Consider the following 21,109-nt stretch of genomic DNA (forward strand, 5'->3'; position numbering starts at 1 on the left):
CTGATGGAGTACAAAGTGTGAGTGATACGTCTGAAGTGGCTCGTAAACATTACGAGGGGAACGCTGCGGGGGTGGATCTTGTAGCCCGGGTCGTGCAATTGCTCGAGAAGCTTGGAGAGGGACGTATCACCAGCGAACAACTCGCCGGTCTCGACCAATTCCACAGCGGTGGATTGAAAACCACGGCGGACTTTATTGAGTTGTTGGGCTTGAAGCCGGGTATGAGGGTACTGGATGCGGGATCTGGTTTAGGTGGCCCTTCGCGCTATACCGCAGAGAAATATGGCTGCCATGTTACCGGTGTCGATCTGACGGAGTCATTCGTCGAGGTAGCAACCCTGCTCGCCGAACGCACGGAGATGAGTCAGCGCGTGGATTATCAGGTCGGGAATCTCTTGGCGCTTGGCCTACCAAACGAGCAGTTTGACGTGGTGTACACCCAGCATGTCGTGATGAATATTCTCAACCGTGCTCAGGTGTATGAAGAGATCAGGCGCGTCCTCAAACCCGGTGGAACATTTGGCTTTTTTGATGTGTTGGCGGTCGACGGAAAACCTGCACCGTTATACCCCGTACCCTGGGCAGAAAATAACGACAGCAGTGTGTTGCTGACGGAGGCAGAGACTCGTGCGTTGCTCAGCGATGCAGGGCTGGCCGTTGATATCTGGAAAGACGTCACCCAAGAAATTATCGAATGGTTCGACCGTTTCCAATTACCGGCAGTGCAGAGTGGCAATCAAGGACCTACGTTAAAGATGGTCATGGGCGATCGGTTTGGCTTGATGGCGGAAAATTTCGCTCGCAATCTTCGTGAGCATAAAGTCTGCCTCGTCATGGCGGTCAGTACACGTCGCTAGCGAACGTTGGGGTATCGGCGTCTGGCGGTTGCTTCGTTAAATTGCCCGGTCGGGCTTTCGACAAACACATTGGAAGGAGACACTGATGGACATCATCAATACCCTGATTCAGCGCAACGAGGTTTTTTCCAAAACCGATTTCAATGCTGATTTGAAGATCATGCCGCCGACGAAGAAACTCATGATCATCGCGTGCGTCGATCCGCGGGTTGATCCTTCTGATGTTTTTGGCTTGAAACCCGGAGAGGCTGCGGTAATCCGCAATGTCGGTGGACGAATCAATACGCCTACGCTGCAAACTCTGGGGCTGGTGCGCACTGTGGGCAAGAATATAGGCGTGCAGGTTGGTCCTGGCTGGAATCTCATCATCTTGCACCACACGGACTGCGGTATTACGCCGTGCCTCCATCATGCGCCCGAGTTGCTCGCGAAAAACCTCGGCGTATCGGTCGAGGACCTCGACAGTTTGGCCATTTCAGATCCTTATGAGGCAATCGCTATAGATATCGCCGCACTCAAGGAAAATCCGCAATTGCCTGCCGGGATGATGGTGACCGGGTTTGTGTATGACGTTGCGACCGGCTTGGTGAAGACCGTAGTACCGACCGGTCTGCTCCGTCCAGAAAACCCGGCGTAATGCAGGCTGAACCGTTTCGCGGGTCCCGATAGAGAGCTACCCATAACGGATGTTATTTCAATGCGTCCCGAACCTGGGTCAATATTTCTTCAGACAGTGCTGGATCGTCTGTCGCTCGAGCCAAAATGATCGCGCCCACCATGCTTGAGATTTTGTGGATCGCATCACGTCGCACATTTCGCTTTTTTGATTTGGCAAAGGGTGCCGTCATGCTTGCCAGCACACCTTTCAAATGTCGAGTAAACGAGGGTTGAACTGAGGGTTCTCGAGCGACTTCAGAAGCCAGAGCGGTCATCAGGCAGCCGGTACCTGGATCATCGCGGTGCCACTCAGTGAGGTAGTCTTGGATATATTGCTGCATCGTCTCTGGCGTCTGCTCGGCTTCCTTCATCGACGCGAGTGCTTTGGATGAAGCGTCGCCAAGACTTTTGGCGATCAAGTCGTCCTTGGATTCAAAGTGGTTGTAGAACGCGCCATGGGTGAGTCCGGTTGCCTGCATGACCTCGCTGACACTCACACCGGAAAAACCCCGCTCGCGGAACAGAATCGAGGCCTGCTCCAGGATGCGTTGATGTTTCTCGGCAGTTTCTTCGGCAGGGTAGCGCATAAAACCTCTTAAATTTTTTTGAAAGTAGTTGATGGCTAGCAGTGTATCTATCATGCTTCAGTTCAACAATGAATGCATGATGGTCGTACTGCTTGATCGACGGGGAACGTAAATGGCAGAGCTGATCGTCGTACCTGGTTTTGGAGGCTCCGGCCCAGCCCACTGGCAGTCTCGGTGGGAAAAGAACGATCCCTCCATAAGGAGGTTCCAGCCGCAAAGCTGGGATGAGCCGGAGCTACGGAACTGGATCGAAGCGTTGGAGCTTGCCGTTAGCGAGTCAGTTGAGCCGCCAGTGCTGATCGCTCATAGCCTTGGTTGCCTGCTAGTTGCCCAGTGGCAAACGGTTTCGTCGCTTTCAGTTGCTGGCGCGTTTCTTGTGGCTGTACCTGATCCATCAACGCCTGGGTTTTCCGAAACCACACCTGGTTTCAGCCACGTTGCGAGTGACCCCTTGAGGTTTCCGTCGTTGATCGTCGCGAGCACCAACGACCCGTACGACGCGCATCGTTTCGCCGTTGAAAAGGCTCACCAGTGGAGGAGTGAGTTCTGTTCACTCGGTGATCTGGGTCACATCAATGGTCAGAGTGGCCTGGGTGACTGGCCGTTTGGGAAGCAGTTGCTAGACGCGTTTATAGCCAGGATTGGGAAGGAACATTAATGAACGCTAAACAGTCTGGACCCACATCAGGCTGGATCGAGCTAACCGAGGCACAGGCTGAAATTTTGCTTAATAGTATTGCGATTATCATATTTTGATTAAAAGCGAGCATGATTTCAGCAGCGTCTGTTGAAATCGATTTGTTAATCAGATGCGGCATCGCATCGACGAAAGGGGTTAATAGTGATGAATGTAAAAGGAAAAACGGTTCTGGTTTCTGGTTCAAATCGCGGCCTGGGCAAGGCTTTTGTACTGGCCCTACTGCAAGCCGGCGCAGTGAAGGTTTACGCTGCTGCCCGAGACCTTAAAGAGTTGAATATCCCAGGGGCTCACCCTGTGGAGCTGGATATCACCGACCCGGTAAGTGTCGCCAAGGCGGCGCAAATCTGCGCTGACATCGACCTCTTGGTGAACAACGCAGGCTACCTGAAATACGGGCCACTGCTAGCCGAAGACAGCGTGGAGAGTCTTCGTCATCACTTTGAGGTGAACACCATCGGAACACTGCTCATGAGCCGAGCTTTTGCTCCCGTTTTGGCCAAGCGTGGCGGTGGGGCGATGATCAATATCCTCTCGGTTCTGAGTTGGCTGAACATTCCTGAGTCAGGTCCATACAGCGCCTCCAAATCAGCGCAGTGGTCATTAACCAATGGCTTGCGCAACGAACTTCGGGAACAAAATACGTTTGTCATGGGTGTTCATCCGGGCTACATCGATACCGATATGGCGGCAGGTGTCGAAGCCTCTAAAACCAGTCCAGAAACCGTAGTCCGTATGACCCTTGAAGCACTTGGCGAAAGCAAAGAAGAGCTGATTATTGATGACGCGGGGCGTTGGGTTAAATCGACATTGTCCAGCGCTGACGCCGGGTATCTATCGCCTGTACCGTCCTGAGCTGCCTCAAGCTGATTTAAAGGTTCGTTGCCAAGCGCCGTCGGTCGTCGGCACTAATCGTTTCGTAGACTCACGCTAATCAATTCTATATAAATGCATATGCATCGATGCATATGCATTTATCTGTTCGCAAGCAATGTGGACCCAATCAAAGCAGGATTTTTATCGTGAGCTACGCCGCTGACCCCGCAATCAAACACCGAATGATCTTGATCGTCATCGCCATCGTGTCGTCCCTGGTAATGTTGGATAACAACGTGGTCGCGGTGGCACTTCCGACGATTGCCAGTTCGCTGAACGCTGATTTTGCTGACGTTCAATGGGTTATCACGGCCTACGTGCTTCCGTTTGCAGCGTTGCTTATTGCCGCTGGTTCATTCGGCGACAAAGTCGGCCGGCGCTTGTCTGCGGTCATCGGCATGATCATTTTTGGACTCGCATCTCTGTCTTGCGGTCTAGCGATTTCGCCACTGATGCTAAACCTATCGCGTGCAGCCCAAGGAGTCGGAGCCAGTCTATTACTGACGGCGTCGATGGCGGTAATCAACCACACCTTCCAAGGTGCTGAGCGCGCCAAGGCATATGCTTTTTGGGGCGCATGCATGGGCGTCGCTATTACCTGCGGGCCGATCATCGGCGGTGTCATATCTAGTCTGTTCGGCTGGACGTGGGCGTTCCTGATCAATGTGCCGATTTGCACTGCACTGGTGATCGCCACGCTTAAGGTTGTCCCTGAGTCTCGTGATCCGGACGCCAAGGGCTTGGACTGTCCAGGAATTCTTACACTGAGCAGCGGATTGTTTCTGCTGATATGGGCGGTCATTGACGGTAACGCCTTGGGCTGGTCAGCGCCGCAAGTGCTGTGGCGTGTACTCGGCGGTATTACGCTGCTTGTGTTGTTTGTGATTGTCGAAAAGCGACAGTCTCGCCCAATGGTGAATTTCGAGATTTTCCGCGCGACCAATTTTGGCGGGGCAGCGTTCGCTATGGTGGGCTACGCCGCCGGTGCGCAAGTGATGATTTTCTACCTCCCGTTGTACCTGCAAAATGCGTTTGGATTTGCGCCTGTGATCGCTGGTATTTCCATGTTGCCATTTGCGCTGCCGATGTTTTTGGTGCCGCGTCTTGGAGCCAAGTTGACCTGGTCGCCGCGATCCATACTTTCTATTGGCCTGTGCATTACGGCGGGCGGCAACATTCTGATGGCGCTACTGGCCGGTGCTGGTGCCGATTACTATGCGTTTGCCGTGGCCATGATCCTCGCCGGAACGGGGGCGGGCATTCTCAACGGTGAAACCGCCAAGGCCGTGCAGGGCGCAGTACCCGCCAATCAATCCGGTGTGGGTTCCGGTATTGCCTCAACGATACGCTTCACGTCTTTGCTGTTCGCCGTTGCGGCCCTTGGCGCAGTCTTGGTCTCGGTGATGTTGAAGGCGTTCGCTCCAGTGGCTCATGACCTTGGCCTATCAGCGGTGGACGCGATATCAATCGCCAAGCGCTTTTCGGCCGGAGACGCTGCTTCCGCGTTGTCTGCACTGCCTGTTCATCAGAACGAGGCTGTTTATGACGCATTGCGCGTAGCGTTTGATTCGGGTTTTGGCGGCGCTGCCTGGGTGGCTGCTGCGGTAGCGATTACTTCGCTGATCCTGACGCGACTGCTGATGGTTGATACGAGTATTAAGGTGTCTGAGGAAGCAGTGTTTGTCGCCGGGGAGTAGGGCGGGTGATTCTTGGCAGCGTTGACCCATTGATCGGTAGGCAACATCATGCAGACAGATTGATGTATGTGCATTGAGAAAAATAGGTGGAAAGATGATGATCAACCAGTGCCTATGCACAAGTGTCAGGCAGCTCGCGCGACGTATGACCGCACTCTACGAAGCGCATTTAGCGCCCCACGGCATTAGCGCACCGCAATTCTCGATTTTGCAGCGGTTGTTCCAATTGGGACCCACTGCCAACCTTGAGTTCGCTGCCGCGCTGGGCATGGATCGCAGTACTTTGAGCCGGGGGTTGAAACCGCTGATTTCCGCTGGCTGGATTGAAACCGTGGACATGCCGGAAGGCACGGTTATCGATAAGCGTTCATTTGGACTTCAGCTGACTTCAACTGGCGTTGAAAAATACAAGGCGTCCTATGATGCTTGGGCTCAAGCTCAGGCAGAAACTCAGAGGGTTTTAGGCTCCGAGCTGTCTTCAACATTGCTGTCGACCACGGCTGGGGTATACGAATTATTGGGGTAGTAAGGCCTACAGGCTTTACCGAATTTGGCACCTCTTTTTTTCGCGTTAAGCCGGCATTCGCATCAGGTGCAGTGGGCAATTATGAGTCTCTCATCATGCTCAGTAGGGTTAATTCATGCGGTTGACAGCTCGGCTGCCTACAAACCACTTCCGAAAACGCTACCGCTGCGTCGAAAACATCAAAAAAACTTTGACGACGTGTGTTGCATATGCAACTATAGATTCATCGGCTTGGTTCGTACCTTTAATCGGTTGCCAACTGGCAGTGTGGAATAGGCATCGGCCTTGAGGTCGGTCCGTACCAACGGTCATAGAAATTTTTAGGCAACAGGTTGTTAGTGGCGTAACTGCCAAGGTGTTCGAAATGTCAGACGCAGTAGTCAACGAGATGGTCCATGGCTGCATGATTTCGCGAACGCGACTCATCGCCAGGGTGCTGTCCAGCGTCTATGACGATGTGCTTCGGCCTTACGAGATCAGCTCGGCGCAGTTCGCTTTGCTGGTCGCGATCTTCAATTTGAAGTCAGCCAGTCGTGCGGAAATAGGGCGCTTCACACATCAGGATCGTTCGACGCTGACACGCAACATCAAACTCCTGCTTGAGGGTGGCTGGATTGAAGAGGTTGATAACGAGGAAGGTGGTCGCCGTCGGCCTGTGGTGCTGACCCAGTCCGGGACCCAACTGCTGCACGACGTGCATCCTGCATGGCGAGCCGCGCAGGAACAAGCCCGGGTAATGCTCGGTGAGGTCGGTGTAACGGCCGTGATGGAAGTCGGCAACCAGATGTTTTACGGCTAACCACCAAAAGCTTTATTTAGTATGTTGCATATGCAATACGAGATTGTGAATACGTTGGTTTGGAAGGCCATGCAAAGTCCGAACTGACTCACTCGATGGCCAGGTGCCGTCGTGTAAAACCGGGACACTGCTGTCCTTTAAAATGATGCTCTTAATACTAAGGTAACCAAAATGTCTACTGAATATCCACGCGACATCTCCGCGCTGGTCATCATTGATCCGCTGAACGACTTCCTTTCCCCTGGCGGCAAACTGCACGACGGGATCAAGGACGAAATGGAGCGCGTCAGCTTCCTGCCAAACCTGATGCGTCTGGTGGAAGGCGCTCGTAAAGCCGGCCTGCAAATCATCTATGCACCCCACGGCGTCGACGAGCACAGCTTCGACGACGTGCCGTTCCTGCACTCTTACCTGCACAAGAACACCCGCGATCAGCAGTACTTCTGGAAAGGCACCTGGGGCGCTGAGTTCTACGAACCACTGCGTCCTCAAGAAGGCGACATCGTGATCAGCCAGCACCGTCTGTGGAACTCGTTCCGCGGCACTGACATGCAAGAAAAACTGCAAGCCCGCGGTATCCAGAAAATTGCCCTGTGTGGTTTGACTTCGCACAAGTGCGTTGAAAGTACCGGCCGTCACGCGTTTGAAGAGGGCTACCACGTGACCTTCATCAACGACGCCACCGCCGAGTTCAACCGTGGCGAACACGCCGCTGCCCTGACTTACTCGTTCCCGTTGATTGGCCACGCTGACCTGACCGTCGACCAGTTCCTGGCTGCCCTGTAAGTCGCACTGATGCACTGAAGTCAAACAGGGTGTTCAGCCCAAGATGAACACCCTGTTTTTCATGCGCCGACATTTCAAATGTTCCACTGACCCAGAGAGTTCCCATGAGCAAAAATGAAGTTGCAAACAAAGTTATCGTAATCACTGGCGCCAGCAGTGGTCTGGGCGAAGCCACAGCCCGTCACCTCGGCAGCATGGGTGCCAAACTGGTACTCGCTGCACGTCGCACCGATAAGCTGAATGCGATCATTGCCGACTTGAACAGCCAAAACATTGAAGCCATCGCCGTAGCCACCGACGTGACCCGTCGCAGTGACATGGATGCGTTGGCTGCAAAAGCACTGGAGCAATTTGGCCAGATCGACGTCTGGATTAATAACGCCGGCATCATGCCGCTGTCGCCGATGAGCAAGTTGCTGGTGGACGAGTGGGACCAGATGATCGACGTCAACATCAAAGGCGTCCTGTACGGTATCGCCGCTGCGCTGCCGCATTTTCAAACGCGCGATTCTGGTCACTTCATCAATATTTCATCGGTCGCTGCTCGCAAGGTTTTTGCACCGATCGGCACCGTGTACAGCGCCACTAAATTTGCTGTCAGCGCCATTTCCGAAGGCCTGCGCGCAGAAGTCGGCCCAAACATCCGCACCACCGTGATTTTACCAGGCACCACCCGTTCGGAGCTGAAACACAACAGCACCGACCCAGAAACCGCCGCCAGCGTGCAAGAATTTTGGAAAAACTTCGAGATCCCAGCTGAGTCTGTAGCACGTGCAATTGCCTATGCTATTGAGCAACCGGCTGACGTTGATATCAATGAAATCGTACTGCGCCCGACCGCTCAAGAGTTCTGAGCCGCGGTAGACTTTTTTGTGCGGTTCAACATTTCAATAAAGCATTGGTCTATAAACACCGCCTTTGCCTTCACTTTCTGCTTGGAGCCTGGCGGAAGACTGGAAGGCGGATGTAATGGCGACGCGGAAGATTGGCGATGATTGGTTGCAGGGTGAGGAGTCGTTGCTGATGCGGGTCCCTACATCGATTGTCCCGGCGAACTGCAATTACCTGTTCAATCCATTGCATCCGGAGGCTGAGTTGGCCACGCTGACCTCGTTTGATTTTCCGGCGGATAAGCGCTTGTTCTAAACACCACATCGAGGGCGGTGACAGATTTCACGTGAGCGGAAGCAATAGCTCCGCTCCCTGATTGCGTACGTTGCCCACCGCCTTGCCAACCTTGAACCATTCAAAGATTTCAGCAGGCTCGCCTTGGTGAAGGATCATTTGCTCGGCGCGCTCTTTGGGCGTGGCCACGTCCAGCCATTCGCGAGCCAGCTCCGGCGCCAGCACCACCGGCCGCCGGTCATGAATGTCTACCATGCCACCGGCACTGTCCGCCGTGATGATCACAAAACCATCGTGCTCCTGTGCCGCTTCGCCGTGAGCCGGATACTGACCGATAGCGGCGCACAGGATTGGCTGACCGTCGCGGCGGCGAATGAGAAACGGCTGCTTTTTCGGTTCCCCGACGTCGACCCATTCGAACCAGTTGTCGACGGGCGTAATCGCCCGGTGCGGCCAGATCGCTCGGTAGTAGGGACTGTGCGCGACCTTCTCGACGCGGGCGTTAATTACCGGCGGGCGATCAGAGGCCCAATGCGGTCGCCATTGCCAACGCACCGCGTCGGCACGCAAAACGCCGTCTTCGAGATGCAGCAAGGCAATGCGCGTCGAGGGTGCCACGTTGTAGTAGCGAAGAGGTTCGGCACTCAGCGTGCTGACCATCGGATTGGGCATGCTCAAGGCGGCAACGAAGTCGTGGATGCCGCGGTATTGGGAAAGTCTTCCGCACATGGCTGAACCCGCCTGTCGAAATATCCTACATAAGAGATTGACCGCAAGGCCGTGGCTTAGTTAACTGTATATCCATACAGCTTATAAGAAAGGCACTACACCATGAGCATCACCTTCCTTGGCCCGCTACAGGAGGGCGGAGCACAACTCCCTTTCTATTCCTTCAAGGTGCCTGCCGGTTTCCCGTCGCCTGCCGCTGATCACATCGAGCGCCAGATCTCCCTCGACCAGTTGCTCGATATCCGCGCGCCGCATGTGTACCTGGTGCGAATTGAGGGTAGCAGCATGGAAGGCGCGGGCATCTATGACGGCGACCTGGCCGTGGTTGATCGGTCGATAACGGCGGAGCACGGCCACATCGTGATCGCTGCAGTAAACAGTGAACCGGTGTGCAAGCGACTCTGCAAACAAGGTACACAGATCGTTTTGAAATCTGAAAACGCCGGGTTTCCTCCGCGCTATATCCTCGAAGGCGATGAGCTCATCATCTGGGGTGTTGTCACCTTCAGCGTGCGAAGCCATGACCCCAAAGCATAAACCGGTGTTTGCCCTGATCGACTGCAATAGCTTCTATGCAAGCTGCGAGCGAGTGTTCCGCCCCGACCTGGCCAAGACCCCGATCGTCGTGCTCAGCAACAACGACGGCTGCGTCATCGCCCGGAGCTACGATGCCAAACCCTTCGTAAAAATGGGCGCTCCCTATTTTCAGATCAAAAACGATTTAAAGCGCCACGGCATCGTGGCGTTCTCGTCGAACTACGCGCTGTACGGTGACATGAGCGAGCGGGTCATGAGCATCATCGAATCCATGGTGCCGACCGTCGAGATCTACAGCATCGATAAGAATAAGTTGCATACCGTGGACGTCCAAAGTTAGATGACGTCCCCATGGACATTGACGCTTGCTCTTACAGAGATTTCACTTGCCTACCGTCGAACACATTCACTTCAATCCGCATGACCTTTCAGTCAAAGACCGCCTGATTACCTACTCGCTGAATAGCTCCCGTGTAGTGATCGAAGGACTACCACAAATATTCTGGGAAGACGGCTTGCCCTGGAGAGAAGCCAATCTCTGGGCTATGGAGAGAGTCACCAATGGTGAGGCAATCCTTAAGACCGTTTCTAGCAACCTGAACGGGCTGTTGAACTACGGGAAGTTTTTGGAGAGTCGCAGGCTTCAGTGGTTTGAGTTTCCGTCTCGGAAGGCTGATCGATGTCTTGTTCAGTACCGTGGGGCGCTAATCAAGGCTCGTGATGCTGGTCATATCAGCGCTGCCACGGCTTCCGAGTACATGCGTAACTGCATCAGTTTCTACAGGTGGGTTAGGAGGCGTGGCCTTCTAAACCCGCTATTGCCGCTGTGGAAAGACAAGCGCTATTTCATCAAATACTTTGACCAGGTCGGCTTCGAGCGAACGCTAGCTGGCACCACCACCGATCTGGGTATTCCAAACCGAAAACGCATTGGGGTCACTTTGGAAGGTGGGCTACTTCCTGTGTCTGCGGTTGATCGAGACGCCATTCTTGATTTCGCAAAACAGAACGCCTCACCCGAGCTCTATCTGATATTGGCTCTAGGTTTTTTTACGGGTATGCGACTGGGAACGATCTGCGACCTTCGTATCGATACGTTGGAGCGTGCCCTACCTGATCCGTCTGCTAAAGGTCTGCTTCAGATATCGGTAGGGCCAGGTGCGTCCCCGCGCGTGCATACCAAATTTGGAGTAACTGGCCAGGTATGGATTCCCGAAGCTGTGTGTTCAGAAGTCTTGGAGTACGCCAAGGGTCTTCGCAGGTTGACTCGCGAGGCATCTGCTGCTGGCGAGCATCAAGACCTAGTGTTCTTGACACGTTTCGGAAACCCTTTCGGACGTCGCAACAGTGATCAGTCTTCGGCAATAAACGTTGAGATGTCATCGCTTAGAAAATTAGGCACCGCGTCGGGCATCAAAGCGCTCAGGAAGTTTCGCTTCCACCAATCTCGGTGCACCTTTGGAACTGAGCTAGCTAAGCTCGCTTTAGCAAATTGCACTGATGTGGCGATAGTGATTGCGACGGTCAGCAATGCATTGCTTCACGGTCGAAACTCGGAGGCCACCACCTTCAAATACATCAAGTTTGTACAGGCCGCACCCGCTAAGCAGGCCATTGCGAACAGCTTCATGACTGCGTTTACAGGAATTGCTTCGACGCAGGGAGCGAGCAATGAGTAACCTGACGTCTTTAGACCTGACGTTTCCAATGCTTGAGTACGGGAAAAACGAGACGCCCTGGGATCTGGCACCGCTTTTATACAACGGTGGTGCTGGGGCAAAAGTGAAGACTGTACGCAGTGAAATCACATCAGGGGCTTTCGGTGATCCTTTACTGGAGCGGTCGGAGCTTGTGAAAGGACTCCATGATTGTTTGACCGATGACGTTGCCGGCGGAGGAAGCCGCTTTTCGGCGAATAACAAGATCGGTGCGTTGAGGAAGTTTTTTCAGTGGGTGGATCAATGCGGGCGTCCGTTGAGTGTTGATTCGGTCGCGGAAGCATACCTGGGGTGGGCTGAGCATCTTCTACAGCGTCACCGCGTGGAAGGATATCTAACCGCCGGATCGTTATACGACACGGCAAGTCTAACCGCGACAATGCTCGACCGAGTTCTGGGTCGAAGCTCGACGCTTCTCTACAGCACCCGAATTCGCAAACCAAGAGGCAACGGAAGGGCAGGTAATGGGAGCACTGGTAAGCAAAGCTTAGAAGAGAGCTTTTCATTCGGGCAGTTCATTGCCGACCTCTGTACGGCCCTTACCTATGAAGCCGTGACGGGGCCACTTCCCATCCAAGTGGAATTGCGGTCGGGTTCGACGCTACCTATCTGGTGCGGCCTGCGCGATACAGAGAAGGAAGCGTCACGACGGATTCGACCTCAAACCAAATTCCAGATTGCGGACATCCTTCGAAACCGCGAACTTCGGAACTCTGACGTTTCAATCGAGACTCGATACCCGGCAGTGAATTCGCGAATCGAAGCCGAGTTGCTTATGTTCATCGCACAAACTGGCATGAATTTGTCGCAGGCGCATCAGCTTCGGACCGACCAATACCATTACACGAGTCATCTTGATGGTTACCAAGTCAGGTCTTACAAAAAGCGCCGTCAGGGTGAAGTGCTGTTTGAAGTTTTCTCAAGCTACAAACAGTGGTTCGAGCGCTACATCGAGTGGCGAAACACGTGGTTTCCAGACGATCTAGAGGGACTTCTTTTCCCTCTCGTCCGTCCTGGGGGACGTCTCGTTTTAGAAGCTCCCCAGTTCACAGCTATCGCGCGCCTCTGCACCTATTCCAGTATTCGATTCGTTCGGCCTCGTAAGCTCCGGGGTGCGCGTATTAATTGGCTGTTACGTGAGTCGCAACGCCCCGACCTGGTGGCGGAAATCGCACAGCACACCGCTGAAACTTTGATCCGTGTGTACGCCGAGCCCAATCCGCAAATTGCGATGATTGAAATCACTCGATTTCACCGGCAAGCAGATCCCGTCGTTTGCTCACCTGCTCCAGGTACTTGTGTGGCGCCGATACCAGAATCGGTTGTGGATGCTTCGACGAATGCTCCGGATCCCGATTGTATTAACGCAGCGGGTTGCCTTTTCTGCGTCAATCATCGGGATATTGAAAGCGAGGATCACGTCTGGTCTCTGAGTAGTTTGCGAGTGCTAAAGAGCTTGGAGCTAGTTAGATATCGCCCAGCTTGCACGGATAGATCTGACGAGGCTGACCATCCAGCGATGCTTGCGGTCGAGCGTCTGAGTGCGAAGTTACGGTTCTTTCAAGAGAGTAGCGAGGTGCGTCGGCTTTGGGTGGATGAGGCACTGGCACGCATAGCTGAGGAGGACTATCACCCAGCTTGGGACGGATTTATTCGGCTTGCGAAAGTTACAGGGGGGTCTTCCCTATGAATATGCTCACGACGTTAGGGCTCTCTATCGAGTCGCCTCTCGCCGTTCCTGGGGCATTGAATTACCGTCCAGAGAGCTGGCCTCCGCCACCTGATTGGCCGGTCGTAATTGATGCACAGGGCAAAGTAATAAGCCGTTGGGGCGATCCAGTTTGGAGGCTTGATCCATGGGCCAAGAGGGCGCTAACGCTGAATTTTGGGGATGGCCCAGCTACCAAAATAGCAGCGCCCATTAGCTCGGCGAACGCTAACCTGCTCCGTATCATCACAGGCTGGTGGTTGTACGGGCCGTATGGCGCTCGAGGCTACAGATCCCTCAAGACCCGTTTCGACCAGATGCGGCGGCTATTTGTGCTTTGCGAAGAGGCAGGAATACTTGCCAGCGAATTGAGCCACTTTCCACGTGTATGCGAACGAATCCCCGCCTTTCTTCATTCCTCAAGAAAGACAGAGTTTCTGTCGTTAATGCATGAGCTTTACGCGTCCCGTAGTACCGTAGGGTTTACGTTGCTGGATTCGGGTTCGCTAACCCGTCTTGCTGCGCTGTTTCCAACACACCAAACAGCTCAAACACCGTACATTCCTCCACGTATTTGGCACTACCAAGTCACCAGGCTGCGAGAGTGTCTTGATGACTTCCTATCCCATCAACAACAAGTTGAAGCTTGTTACCGGTTCAGCATTGAGGCTTACGAACATAATCAGAGAGTTTCAAAAAGAGTGGGGTGCGCAAACGCACCGCCTTTTTGCAGCCATAAGATGCAGTTATCAGGCGCTAAAACGGGGCTTCGTTTTCTCGGAGCGTTTGCAGATACCGCGAAACGCTTCGGCATCTTTGAGCTACTTGAACGTTGGGTGGGGCGCAGTGGTGGCTTGCAAGTAAGAGCGCTAACTAGTTATTTGAAACTGGTCAACCGCGCCGGTTTAGCTTACATCCTTAACTTCAGTCTCATGCGGGTCGAGGAAGCTTGGAATCTTCGAGCCGGATGCCTTGACGTCGAGCATGACAAGAATTTCGGCGACATTTTTTTGTTACGTGGGCAGACGACGAAAACGCAGGCTGATAGCGACGCCTTGTGGGTCACATCTCCATCTGTGGAGGTCGCCGTGAGGGCGATGGAGGTCATTTCTCTGTTTCGCTCGTTATACGCACCTCACGAAGCAGCGAGCGGTCTTGCAGGGCGTTTTTTAACCTCGTTTTCTTACGAGCCGTGGGCCCCATCAAGCAAGAAAAATGATCACTCACTGAGACCGGGTATTCCGCCATATGCCGAACTTTTGGGCCAGTACGACAAGCTGTTTGACTTGGGGCGTTTGCGTATCACGAGTGAGGATTTGAAATTGGCTCGGCTAGCTACTCCTACACTGCCGGAGGAATATCAAGTGGGCGCTGTATGGCCGTTGGCATGGCATCAGTTGCGTAGATCTGGAGCAGTAAACATGCAAGCTTCCGGGCTCGTAAGCGATGCCTCGCTTCAGTACCAGCTTAAGCACGTCACCCGAGCGATGAGCCTTTACTACGGACAAAATCACTCGCAGATGCGTCTAGAGGAAAAGGCTCACACACTGTACGTTCGCACGATGTACGAGACGCTTGGTAGAGAGTTACAGCAGCTTACGAGTGAGCGTTTTGTCAGTCCTCATGGAGATAAACGAAAGGCTGAGATCGTTCGGCTGATCTCGCCAGAGGATGCAAAGAAGATGATCGGTTTGGCGAAGAAGGGCGCCGTCGCATGTCGCCAGATCCTTCTTGGCGTTTGTTCGAGTCGCGAGCCTTGTCCGTACGGAGGAATCGACAACATTGCCCATTGCGGGGGCGGTGATTCAGAGGATGCAAAACCTTGCCCTGATGTGCTGTATGACTCAGAACGATTGGGTGCGGTAGATGATCTTGAACATGTACTCAAAGAGCGGCTTGCTACTGCTCAGGATGGAAGTCCGCTAATGGAATCGTTGATGGCTCAACAGCGAAGCGTAGAGAGCTTCCGTCGTGTCGTAGGGAGTGCAAATGGACGTTGAACTCCCTGCTCGCCGCAGCGCGGCTGATCAATATCGTGATGCTTTTGAGCGCCTGAAACTCAATAGGCCACAGCTTCTACCGAAGGGGACACCGGTCACTCAGAACAACGTGGCCAAAGAGGCCGGGAGCGATCCGTCGGCGCTTAAGAAATCTCGTTTCCCGAGTCTCATCGCAGAGATAAAAACCTACGTGGATCAACATGCGGAGGAGCGACCTCCTTCGTTGAACAAGGTAAATCTTCTCGCCCGCCAGAAAAGCCGCGCCCTGCGTGATCGGATTGAGCAAGTTGCCCGGCAGCGCGACCAACTCGCAAGTTTATTGAGCGAAGCGGATGCGAAAATCATTGAGCTGTATGACCGTATCGCTGAGCTTGAGCGGCAGTTGCCTGCGTCAAATATAATTTCGTTGGATCCGCGCGGGCCGAGAAAGCTTTGAGATAACAGCGCGTATGCAGCTAGTCGCCTGGGTGTAGGGACTGGCCTATTCCGACCACTCTGCTGCTCAACCTTGATGCGGCGAGCCGGAAGGAGCTGAGCGCTCTGCTAGATTGATGCATCTCAGCCGGCAGCTCAGGGCTAGATGCTTCCTGTCTACTGGCTGCGATCCGCCGATGGAAACAGGCAGCTATCGGCCGATTGTGTTGAAAAAGTCGACCTTAGCTTCCATGGCCAAAAAGTACGCGCCTGAGATTGAAATCTTGAGTCGCAGAACAGGTAGTCGGACTCAGATTTTACGTAGCAGCGTGCTAAAAAGCGTTTTTACGGATCAATCTTCTGGCTATTTGAGAAAACCGATTTTTTCAACAGAATCGGCCAAAAGCGGGCGCTCATCTGTAGCGTCCGGAGGTGGGGCTACCGAGTCGAGCCCCACGTATAGTCTCCACAGACATTCTGATGCGTTGCAGATTACGCTACCAAGATGTAACGTAATCTACATGAAAAATATTCTGACGTGGTCCATCCTTGTTTTGACGCTCCCCACCGAGAATGCGACCGCGCGTATGCGATTCTGGCGCGCATTGAAAGCAAGGGGGTGCGCAGTCCTGCGCGATGGCATTTACCTCCTGCCTTACTCCGACGAACGCGAAGAGATTCTGCGCGAGTTGGCGAACGGAATCATCGAGAACGGCGGCGCAGCACACTTGTTGCGCGCCCCCAGTCTAGACGCCTCGCAGGACGCCGAATTCCGGACGCTGTTTGACCGCAGCGACGATTATGCGAACTTTGTCCGATCACTCTCCGATACCCGCAAAACATTGTCGGGTCAGTCGAACTCCGATCTGACCAAGCTGCTGCGCCGCTTACGAAAGGATCATGAGACGATCCGCGCGATCGACTATTTTCCCGGCGACGCCGCCACGCGCGCTGAGGTTGCCTTTCAGGAGTTCATTGCGCTCGTGGATACGGTCCTGTCACCCGGCGAACCTCACCCCACTGAAGGATCGATCCCGCGCCTTAGTCGCAATGAGTATCAGAGCCAGACATGGGCGACACGCCAACGCCTTTGGGTGGACCGTGTTGCCAGTGCGTGGCTGATCCGCCGCTTTATCGATCCACAGGCGCGCTTCATCTGGCTCACGTCTCCCGACGCGTGCCCGTCCGAGGTGCTTGGATTCGACTTCGATGGCGCAGCTTTCACGCACATCGGTGATCGCGTGACGTTCGAGGTACTGGTCGCGAGCTTCGGTCTTGAGGATGAGCCCGGGCTGCTTCGGCTCGGCGAAATGGTGCATGCGCTGGATGTCGGCGGATCACCCGTTCCTGAAGCCAGTGGCTTCGAGGCAGTGATGGCAGGGGCTCGGCAGCGGGCTTCCAGCGACGATCAATTGCTTGAAGAGATGAGTGTCGTACTTGACTCGTTGCATGCTCATTTTGCGATGGATACAAAAAGTGAGACGAGGAAACGTCGATGAACACCGTCGCCACAGTCGCACCTGGTTACACGCTCGGCCAATTAGTTCGCTACATGCTCCGCCTTGGCACCCTCGGTTTCGGCGGACCGGTCGCACTCGCCGGCTATATGCGCCGTGATCTGGTTGAACAACGGGGCTGGATCACGGAGGACGATTACAAGGAAGGTCTCACGCTGGCCCAACTCGCCCCTGGGCCGATGGCCGCGCAGCTCGCCATCTATCTGGGGTATGTGCACTTCCACATCCTGGGCGCCACACTCGTCGGCCTCGCGTTCGTGTTGCCTTCGTTCCTGATGGTTGTCGCACTGGGTTGGGCCTATACGCATTTCGGCGGTCTGTCGTGGATGCAGGCGGTCTTTTATGGCGTGGGCGCTGCGGTGGTCGGCATCATTGCGATGAGCGCCTACAAGCTAACGACGAAGACAGTCGGCACGGACAAACTGTTGTGGGGCATCTACCTGACGCTGGCGATCGTGACGTTCATCACCGAATCCGAAATCGCATGGCTCTTCATCGCCGCAGGGCTGATGGGTTGGCTGTGGCGTGCCCCGCCGAAGTGGCTGCACAAAGGTGGTCTCCATGCGTTCGCTGCCGCAAACCTGCCGATGGCCAGCGGTGTGCTGAGCGGTATCGATTTGCCGCTGCTGGCCCAGATCGGGGTCTTTTTCGCCAAGGCAGGTGCCTTTGTGTTCGGCTCCGGCCTCGCGATCGTGCCGTTTCTCTATGGCGGTGTCGTCACCGAACACCATTGGCTTAACGACAAACAATTCGTCGATGCGGTCGCAGTCGCGATGATCACTCCTGGTCCTGTGGTTATTACCACCGGCTTCATCGGCTATCTGGTGGCGGGATTTTCCGGCGCGTGTGTCGCTGCGCTCGCTACCTTTATCCCTTGCTACCTCTTCACCATACTGCCAGCGCCGTACTTCAAGAAATACGGCAAGCTGCCCGGCGTGAAGGCGTTCGTCGACGGCATTACCGCCGCTGCCGTGGGGGCGATCACTGGCTCCGTGATCGTCATTGCAAAAAGATCCATCGTGGACATCCCGACCATCGTGCTCGCTCTGGTTACGGTCTTGTTGCTGTGGCGCTTCAAGAAGCTGCCGGAGCCCGTGATTGTCGTGGCAGCTGCACTGATGGGGCTAATTGCCTATCCACTGTTACATCATTGATTGTCGCGACCCGCCATATAAAGGAGGGGTACATCATGAAATGGATCACGCGTGAACGTCCAAAGGTCGACAGGATTGCCTGCCCTTGGCTGATCCTCAACTTCATCGACAAGGACGCTGAGTTCCTTTATGTGCCGCGCGATGAGGTGCTGCGCGTGGCGCATGAGACCGGTGCGATACCGTATGACGTTCCGAACGTCGAGCTTGGGCACCACGGCGAGCTGTGCAGTTTCGATGCCTTCCTGCACAAGTATCAGCTGAGCGAACCTGGCTTGCTCAAACTCGCCCACATCGTGCGCGGGGCAGACACCAACCGGCTTGATCTTGCACCCGAAGCCAGTGGTCTTTACGCAATCTCTGTCGGGCTTTCGCGCAAATTCAGCGACGATCACGAACAACTACGATACGGCATGATCGTTTATGACGCGCTGTACGCCTGGTGTCTCGGCGATGCGCACAGCTAAGGACTCAGCCTTGACCGTCGGCAGCAGGGATATCTCGCGGTGGCTGCTGCCGACCGGTGTGCAGTCGAGCGCCTTATTTCTGCTTGCCGGTCGCGGCTTGCGCGGTTTCTGTGACGGTTTTATCGCCGTGCTGCTCCCAGCGTACCTGCTCGCGCTTGGATTCGGTCAATTGGATGTCGGACTGATCAGCAGCACGACGCTGATCGGCTCGGCATTTGCGACGATCATGGTTGGTATGCTGGGTAATCGCTATCCATCGCGTCGCATGCTGACCTTGGCGGCCGCTCTGATGGCTGCCACCGGCATGGGCTTTGCCAGCCTGTCTTCGCTTTGGCCACTGCTGATCGTAGCGTTCGTTGGCACGCTCAATCCGAGTTCCGGCGACGTCAGCCTGTTCCTGCCAATCGAGCAGGCGCTTCTGGCCGAGTCGGCGACCGCCGACGCGCGCACTGCGGTATTCGCGCGCTACAGCCTGATCGGTGCATTCTCCGCCGCCGTCGGTGCGTTGGTCGCGGCGCTTCCCGACTGGCTGATGTCGCACACCGGCGTACCATTGCTCGCCGGCATGCGCGCCATGTTCGTTCTTTATGCGCTGATGGGCGTTGTTCTGTGGTTGCTGTATCTCCGCTTGCCCAGACCGTCCGCGCAGACTCGCGCTCCGAGTACGCCTCTGGGTCCTTCGCGCCGCATCGTCACCCGTCTGGCACTGCTGTTTAGCGTGGATGCGTTTGCCGGTGGTCTGGTGGTCAACTCGTTGCTGGCGTTGTGGCTGATGCAACGCTTCGGTCTTTCCCTCGGTGCCGCCGGCCAGTTCTTTTTCTGGGCAGGGCTCCTGACGGCAGGCTCGCAGCTCGCGGCTGTGCCGTTGGCGCGTAAGGTCGGATTGCTGAACACGATGGTGTTTACCCACATCCCGGCGAGCCTGTGCCTGATCGCCGCCGCGTTCACGTCATCACTGCCACTGACGTTGACGCTGCTGCTCATTCGTAGCGCGCTGTCGCAAATGGACGTGCCGACCCGTACCGCGTACGTGATGGCCGTCGTAACCCCGCCGGAGCGGCCGGCGGCGGCAAGTTTCACGACGGTACCGCGAAGCCTGGCTGCCGCCCTCGGGCCCACGCTCGCGGGAGCACTCTTCGCAATGGGCTGGGTCGGAGCACCACTACTTGCCTGCGGCGTACTCAAGATTGCCTACGATCTCACGTTACTTGGTGCGTTCCGCCATATCGAACCAGACGGCTGAGCAATGGCAATCGAGGAGCAATCGTACGGATGTTCACGCGTCAAAACCCTTTCCTCCCTGTTGCCTGTGCGCTATCACTGGAGATTGTCCCCATGTCATCGCTAAAACGTCTCTCGCATGTATTGCTGATCACCCTTGGCGCCAGCATTGCCGCGACCTCGGTACAGGCTGCGGAACAAGTTGCCCTGGACACCGGACGCATCGAACAGATCACCGGCTTAAAAGGCACGTACTCCAAACAGGAGGACGTATTCAAAGTGACGAAACCGCGCAGCGATGTGAAGGTCCTGGTCGACGATTGGACGATGCCACCGTTCATGGGGTTGACCTCTTATGCGGCATTCAAGCCGGCGCACGGCTCGATGGTCATGATGATGGGCGACACTGTGTTGTTTGAAGACGAGGTGAATCCCGCAATGAGCGCCGCGCTTGATGCCGGCCTTGAGGTCACGGCACTCCACAACCACTTCTTTTTCGATCACCCGAAGGTCTACTTCATGCATATCGGCGGTACCGGCGACGCGGCGCAACTCGCCGAAGGCGTCAAGAAAGTTTACGACCGGGTCGCCGAAATCCGATCTGCGCACGCGGAACCCCAAAGCGTTTTTCCGGGACATATTGCTGATCAGAGCAGCATCAATCCCACACCGTTGGAGGCCGTCTTCGGGGTAAAAGGCCAGGTGAACAATGGAATGTTCAAGGTCGCGATCGGGCGGTCGGCAACTATGCACGATGTGTCGGTCGGCAACGAGATGGGTGTCAATACGTGGGCCGCGTTTGCCGGTTCTGATGACGCCAGCGGTGGTTGACGGCGACTTCGCGATGCGGGAGAGCGAACTGCAAACGGTCCTGAAAAGCATGCGGGCCGCTGGAATCAACATTGTCGCTATCCATCAGCATATGACCGACGAGCAGCCGCGTATTCTGTTTCTGCACTATTGGGGCAAAGGTAAGGCTGTCGATCTTGCCAAAGGCGTCAAGAGTGCCTTAGACGCGCAAGCCAGCGGCGGTCAATAGT

Annotated in this window: 23 protein-coding genes and 1 pseudogene; 22 read left to right on the plus strand and 2 right to left on the minus strand. The window is 55.0% G+C overall.

Annotated features, from left to right (window positions below; genetic code table 11):
- The first annotated feature begins 17 nt into the window (after positions 1–17).
- A complete protein-coding gene (locus ACF0H7_RS12890) occupies positions 18–857 on the plus strand; it encodes a class I SAM-dependent methyltransferase (RefSeq protein WP_397453136.1) in 840 nt (279 codons plus the stop codon).
- Positions 858–942: 85 nt separating this feature from the next.
- The gene (locus ACF0H7_RS12895; RefSeq protein ID WP_397453137.1) at positions 943–1,494 is read left to right on the plus strand and encodes a carbonic anhydrase; all 552 of its coding nucleotides are present in this window, start codon (positions 943–945) and stop codon (positions 1,492–1,494) included.
- Between the two features lie 52 nt (positions 1,495–1,546).
- Here ACF0H7_RS12895 and ACF0H7_RS12900 read toward each other — a convergent pair whose 3' ends face one another.
- Positions 1,547–2,155 carry a TetR/AcrR family transcriptional regulator gene (locus ACF0H7_RS12900; RefSeq protein ID WP_397453138.1) on the minus strand — a complete coding sequence of 203 codons (609 nt, stop codon included), beginning with the start codon at positions 2,153–2,155 and terminating at the stop codon, positions 1,547–1,549.
- Positions 2,156–2,213: 58 nt separating this feature from the next.
- Between ACF0H7_RS12900 and ACF0H7_RS12905 the strand changes: the two genes are divergently transcribed.
- The 8 genes from ACF0H7_RS12905 (at position 2,214) to ACF0H7_RS12940 (ending at position 8,628) form a co-directional block, all read left to right on the plus strand.
- A complete protein-coding gene (locus ACF0H7_RS12905; protein ID WP_397453139.1) occupies positions 2,214–2,759 on the plus strand; it encodes an RBBP9/YdeN family alpha/beta hydrolase in 546 nt (181 codons plus the stop codon).
- 186 nt (positions 2,760–2,945) lie between these two features.
- Positions 2,946–3,653 (plus strand): SDR family oxidoreductase, encoded by a 708-nt coding sequence (locus ACF0H7_RS12910; RefSeq protein ID WP_397453140.1) that lies wholly within the window; start codon positions 2,946–2,948, stop codon positions 3,651–3,653.
- A 167-nt stretch (positions 3,654–3,820) separates the two neighbouring features.
- Positions 3,821–5,371 (plus strand): MFS transporter, encoded by a 1,551-nt coding sequence (locus ACF0H7_RS12915; protein ID WP_397453141.1) that lies wholly within the window; start codon positions 3,821–3,823, stop codon positions 5,369–5,371.
- A 145-nt stretch (positions 5,372–5,516) separates the two neighbouring features.
- Positions 5,517–5,897 (plus strand): MarR family winged helix-turn-helix transcriptional regulator, encoded by a 381-nt coding sequence (locus ACF0H7_RS12920; protein WP_397453142.1) that lies wholly within the window; start codon positions 5,517–5,519, stop codon positions 5,895–5,897.
- 364 nt (positions 5,898–6,261) lie between these two features.
- Positions 6,262–6,696: a MarR family winged helix-turn-helix transcriptional regulator gene (locus tag ACF0H7_RS12925; RefSeq protein WP_397453143.1), complete on the plus strand. Its 435-nt coding sequence runs from the start codon at positions 6,262–6,264 to the stop codon at positions 6,694–6,696.
- A gap of 171 nt (positions 6,697–6,867) precedes the next feature.
- The gene (locus ACF0H7_RS12930) at positions 6,868–7,482 is read left to right on the plus strand and encodes an isochorismatase family cysteine hydrolase (RefSeq protein ID WP_397453144.1); all 615 of its coding nucleotides are present in this window, start codon (positions 6,868–6,870) and stop codon (positions 7,480–7,482) included.
- A gap of 104 nt (positions 7,483–7,586) precedes the next feature.
- On the plus strand, positions 7,587–8,336 hold the full coding sequence (locus ACF0H7_RS12935) for an SDR family oxidoreductase (RefSeq protein WP_397453145.1): 750 nt from the start codon (positions 7,587–7,589) through the stop codon (positions 8,334–8,336).
- A gap of 64 nt (positions 8,337–8,400) precedes the next feature.
- Entirely contained in the window at positions 8,401–8,628 is a 228-nt protein-coding gene (locus ACF0H7_RS12940; RefSeq protein ID WP_397453146.1) for an RES family NAD+ phosphorylase, read from the plus strand.
- Positions 8,629–8,655: 27 nt separating this feature from the next.
- Here ACF0H7_RS12940 and ACF0H7_RS12945 read toward each other — a convergent pair whose 3' ends face one another.
- Positions 8,656–9,336 carry an SOS response-associated peptidase family protein gene (locus ACF0H7_RS12945; protein ID WP_397453147.1) on the minus strand — a complete coding sequence of 227 codons (681 nt, stop codon included), beginning with the start codon at positions 9,334–9,336 and terminating at the stop codon, positions 8,656–8,658.
- 102 nt (positions 9,337–9,438) lie between these two features.
- Here ACF0H7_RS12945 and ACF0H7_RS12950 point away from each other — a divergent pair, with 102 nt between their 5' ends.
- From ACF0H7_RS12950 to ACF0H7_RS13005, 12 genes and pseudogenes are all read left to right on the plus strand, one after another.
- The gene (locus ACF0H7_RS12950) at positions 9,439–9,873 is read left to right on the plus strand and encodes a LexA family protein (RefSeq protein WP_397453148.1); all 435 of its coding nucleotides are present in this window, start codon (positions 9,439–9,441) and stop codon (positions 9,871–9,873) included.
- Positions 9,857–10,180, plus strand: a pseudogene (locus ACF0H7_RS12955) (DNA polymerase V subunit UmuC); the annotation flags it as partial. The gene ACF0H7_RS12950 and the pseudogene ACF0H7_RS12955, both read left to right, overlap by 17 nt.
- Positions 10,181–10,238: 58 nt before the next feature.
- Entirely contained in the window at positions 10,239–11,552 is a 1,314-nt protein-coding gene (locus ACF0H7_RS12960) for a site-specific integrase (RefSeq protein ID WP_397453149.1), read from the plus strand.
- Positions 11,545–13,281: a site-specific integrase gene (locus tag ACF0H7_RS12965; RefSeq protein WP_397453150.1), complete on the plus strand. Its 1,737-nt coding sequence runs from the start codon at positions 11,545–11,547 to the stop codon at positions 13,279–13,281. The genes ACF0H7_RS12960 and ACF0H7_RS12965 overlap by 8 nt, the downstream gene beginning before the upstream one ends.
- On the plus strand, positions 13,278–15,299 hold the full coding sequence (locus tag ACF0H7_RS12970; RefSeq protein ID WP_397453151.1) for a hypothetical protein: 2,022 nt from the start codon (positions 13,278–13,280) through the stop codon (positions 15,297–15,299). Before ACF0H7_RS12965 ends, ACF0H7_RS12970 begins: the two co-directional genes overlap by 4 nt.
- A complete protein-coding gene (locus tag ACF0H7_RS12975) occupies positions 15,289–15,735 on the plus strand; it encodes a hypothetical protein (RefSeq protein WP_397453152.1) in 447 nt (148 codons plus the stop codon). Before ACF0H7_RS12970 ends, ACF0H7_RS12975 begins: the two co-directional genes overlap by 11 nt.
- A 499-nt stretch (positions 15,736–16,234) precedes the next feature.
- Complete coding sequence (locus tag ACF0H7_RS12980) at positions 16,235–17,212, plus strand: chromate resistance protein ChrB domain-containing protein (protein ID WP_397453153.1); 978 nt, start codon at positions 16,235–16,237, stop codon at positions 17,210–17,212.
- Entirely contained in the window at positions 17,209–18,384 is a 1,176-nt protein-coding gene (locus ACF0H7_RS12985; protein ID WP_397453154.1) for a chromate transporter, read from the plus strand. Before ACF0H7_RS12980 ends, ACF0H7_RS12985 begins: the two co-directional genes overlap by 4 nt.
- Positions 18,385–18,419: 35 nt before the next feature.
- Positions 18,420–18,848, plus strand: a complete 429-nt coding sequence (locus ACF0H7_RS12990; protein WP_397453155.1) for a chromate resistance protein ChrB domain-containing protein — start codon at positions 18,420–18,422, stop codon at positions 18,846–18,848.
- The gene (locus ACF0H7_RS12995; RefSeq protein WP_397453156.1) at positions 18,835–20,091 is read left to right on the plus strand and encodes an MFS transporter; all 1,257 of its coding nucleotides are present in this window, start codon (positions 18,835–18,837) and stop codon (positions 20,089–20,091) included. The genes ACF0H7_RS12990 and ACF0H7_RS12995 overlap by 14 nt, the downstream gene beginning before the upstream one ends.
- A gap of 92 nt (positions 20,092–20,183) precedes the next feature.
- Complete coding sequence (locus ACF0H7_RS13000) at positions 20,184–20,900, plus strand: DUF1259 domain-containing protein (RefSeq protein ID WP_397453157.1); 717 nt, start codon at positions 20,184–20,186, stop codon at positions 20,898–20,900.
- Positions 20,893–21,108 carry a DUF1259 domain-containing protein gene (locus ACF0H7_RS13005; protein WP_397453158.1) on the plus strand — a complete coding sequence of 72 codons (216 nt, stop codon included), beginning with the start codon at positions 20,893–20,895 and terminating at the stop codon, positions 21,106–21,108. Before ACF0H7_RS13000 ends, ACF0H7_RS13005 begins: the two co-directional genes overlap by 8 nt.
- The last annotated feature ends 1 nt before the right edge of the window (position 21,109 follow it).

Source organism: Pseudomonas sp. NA-150 (assembly GCF_044336365.1).
Lineage (GTDB): Bacteria > Pseudomonadota > Gammaproteobacteria > Pseudomonadales > Pseudomonadaceae > Aquipseudomonas.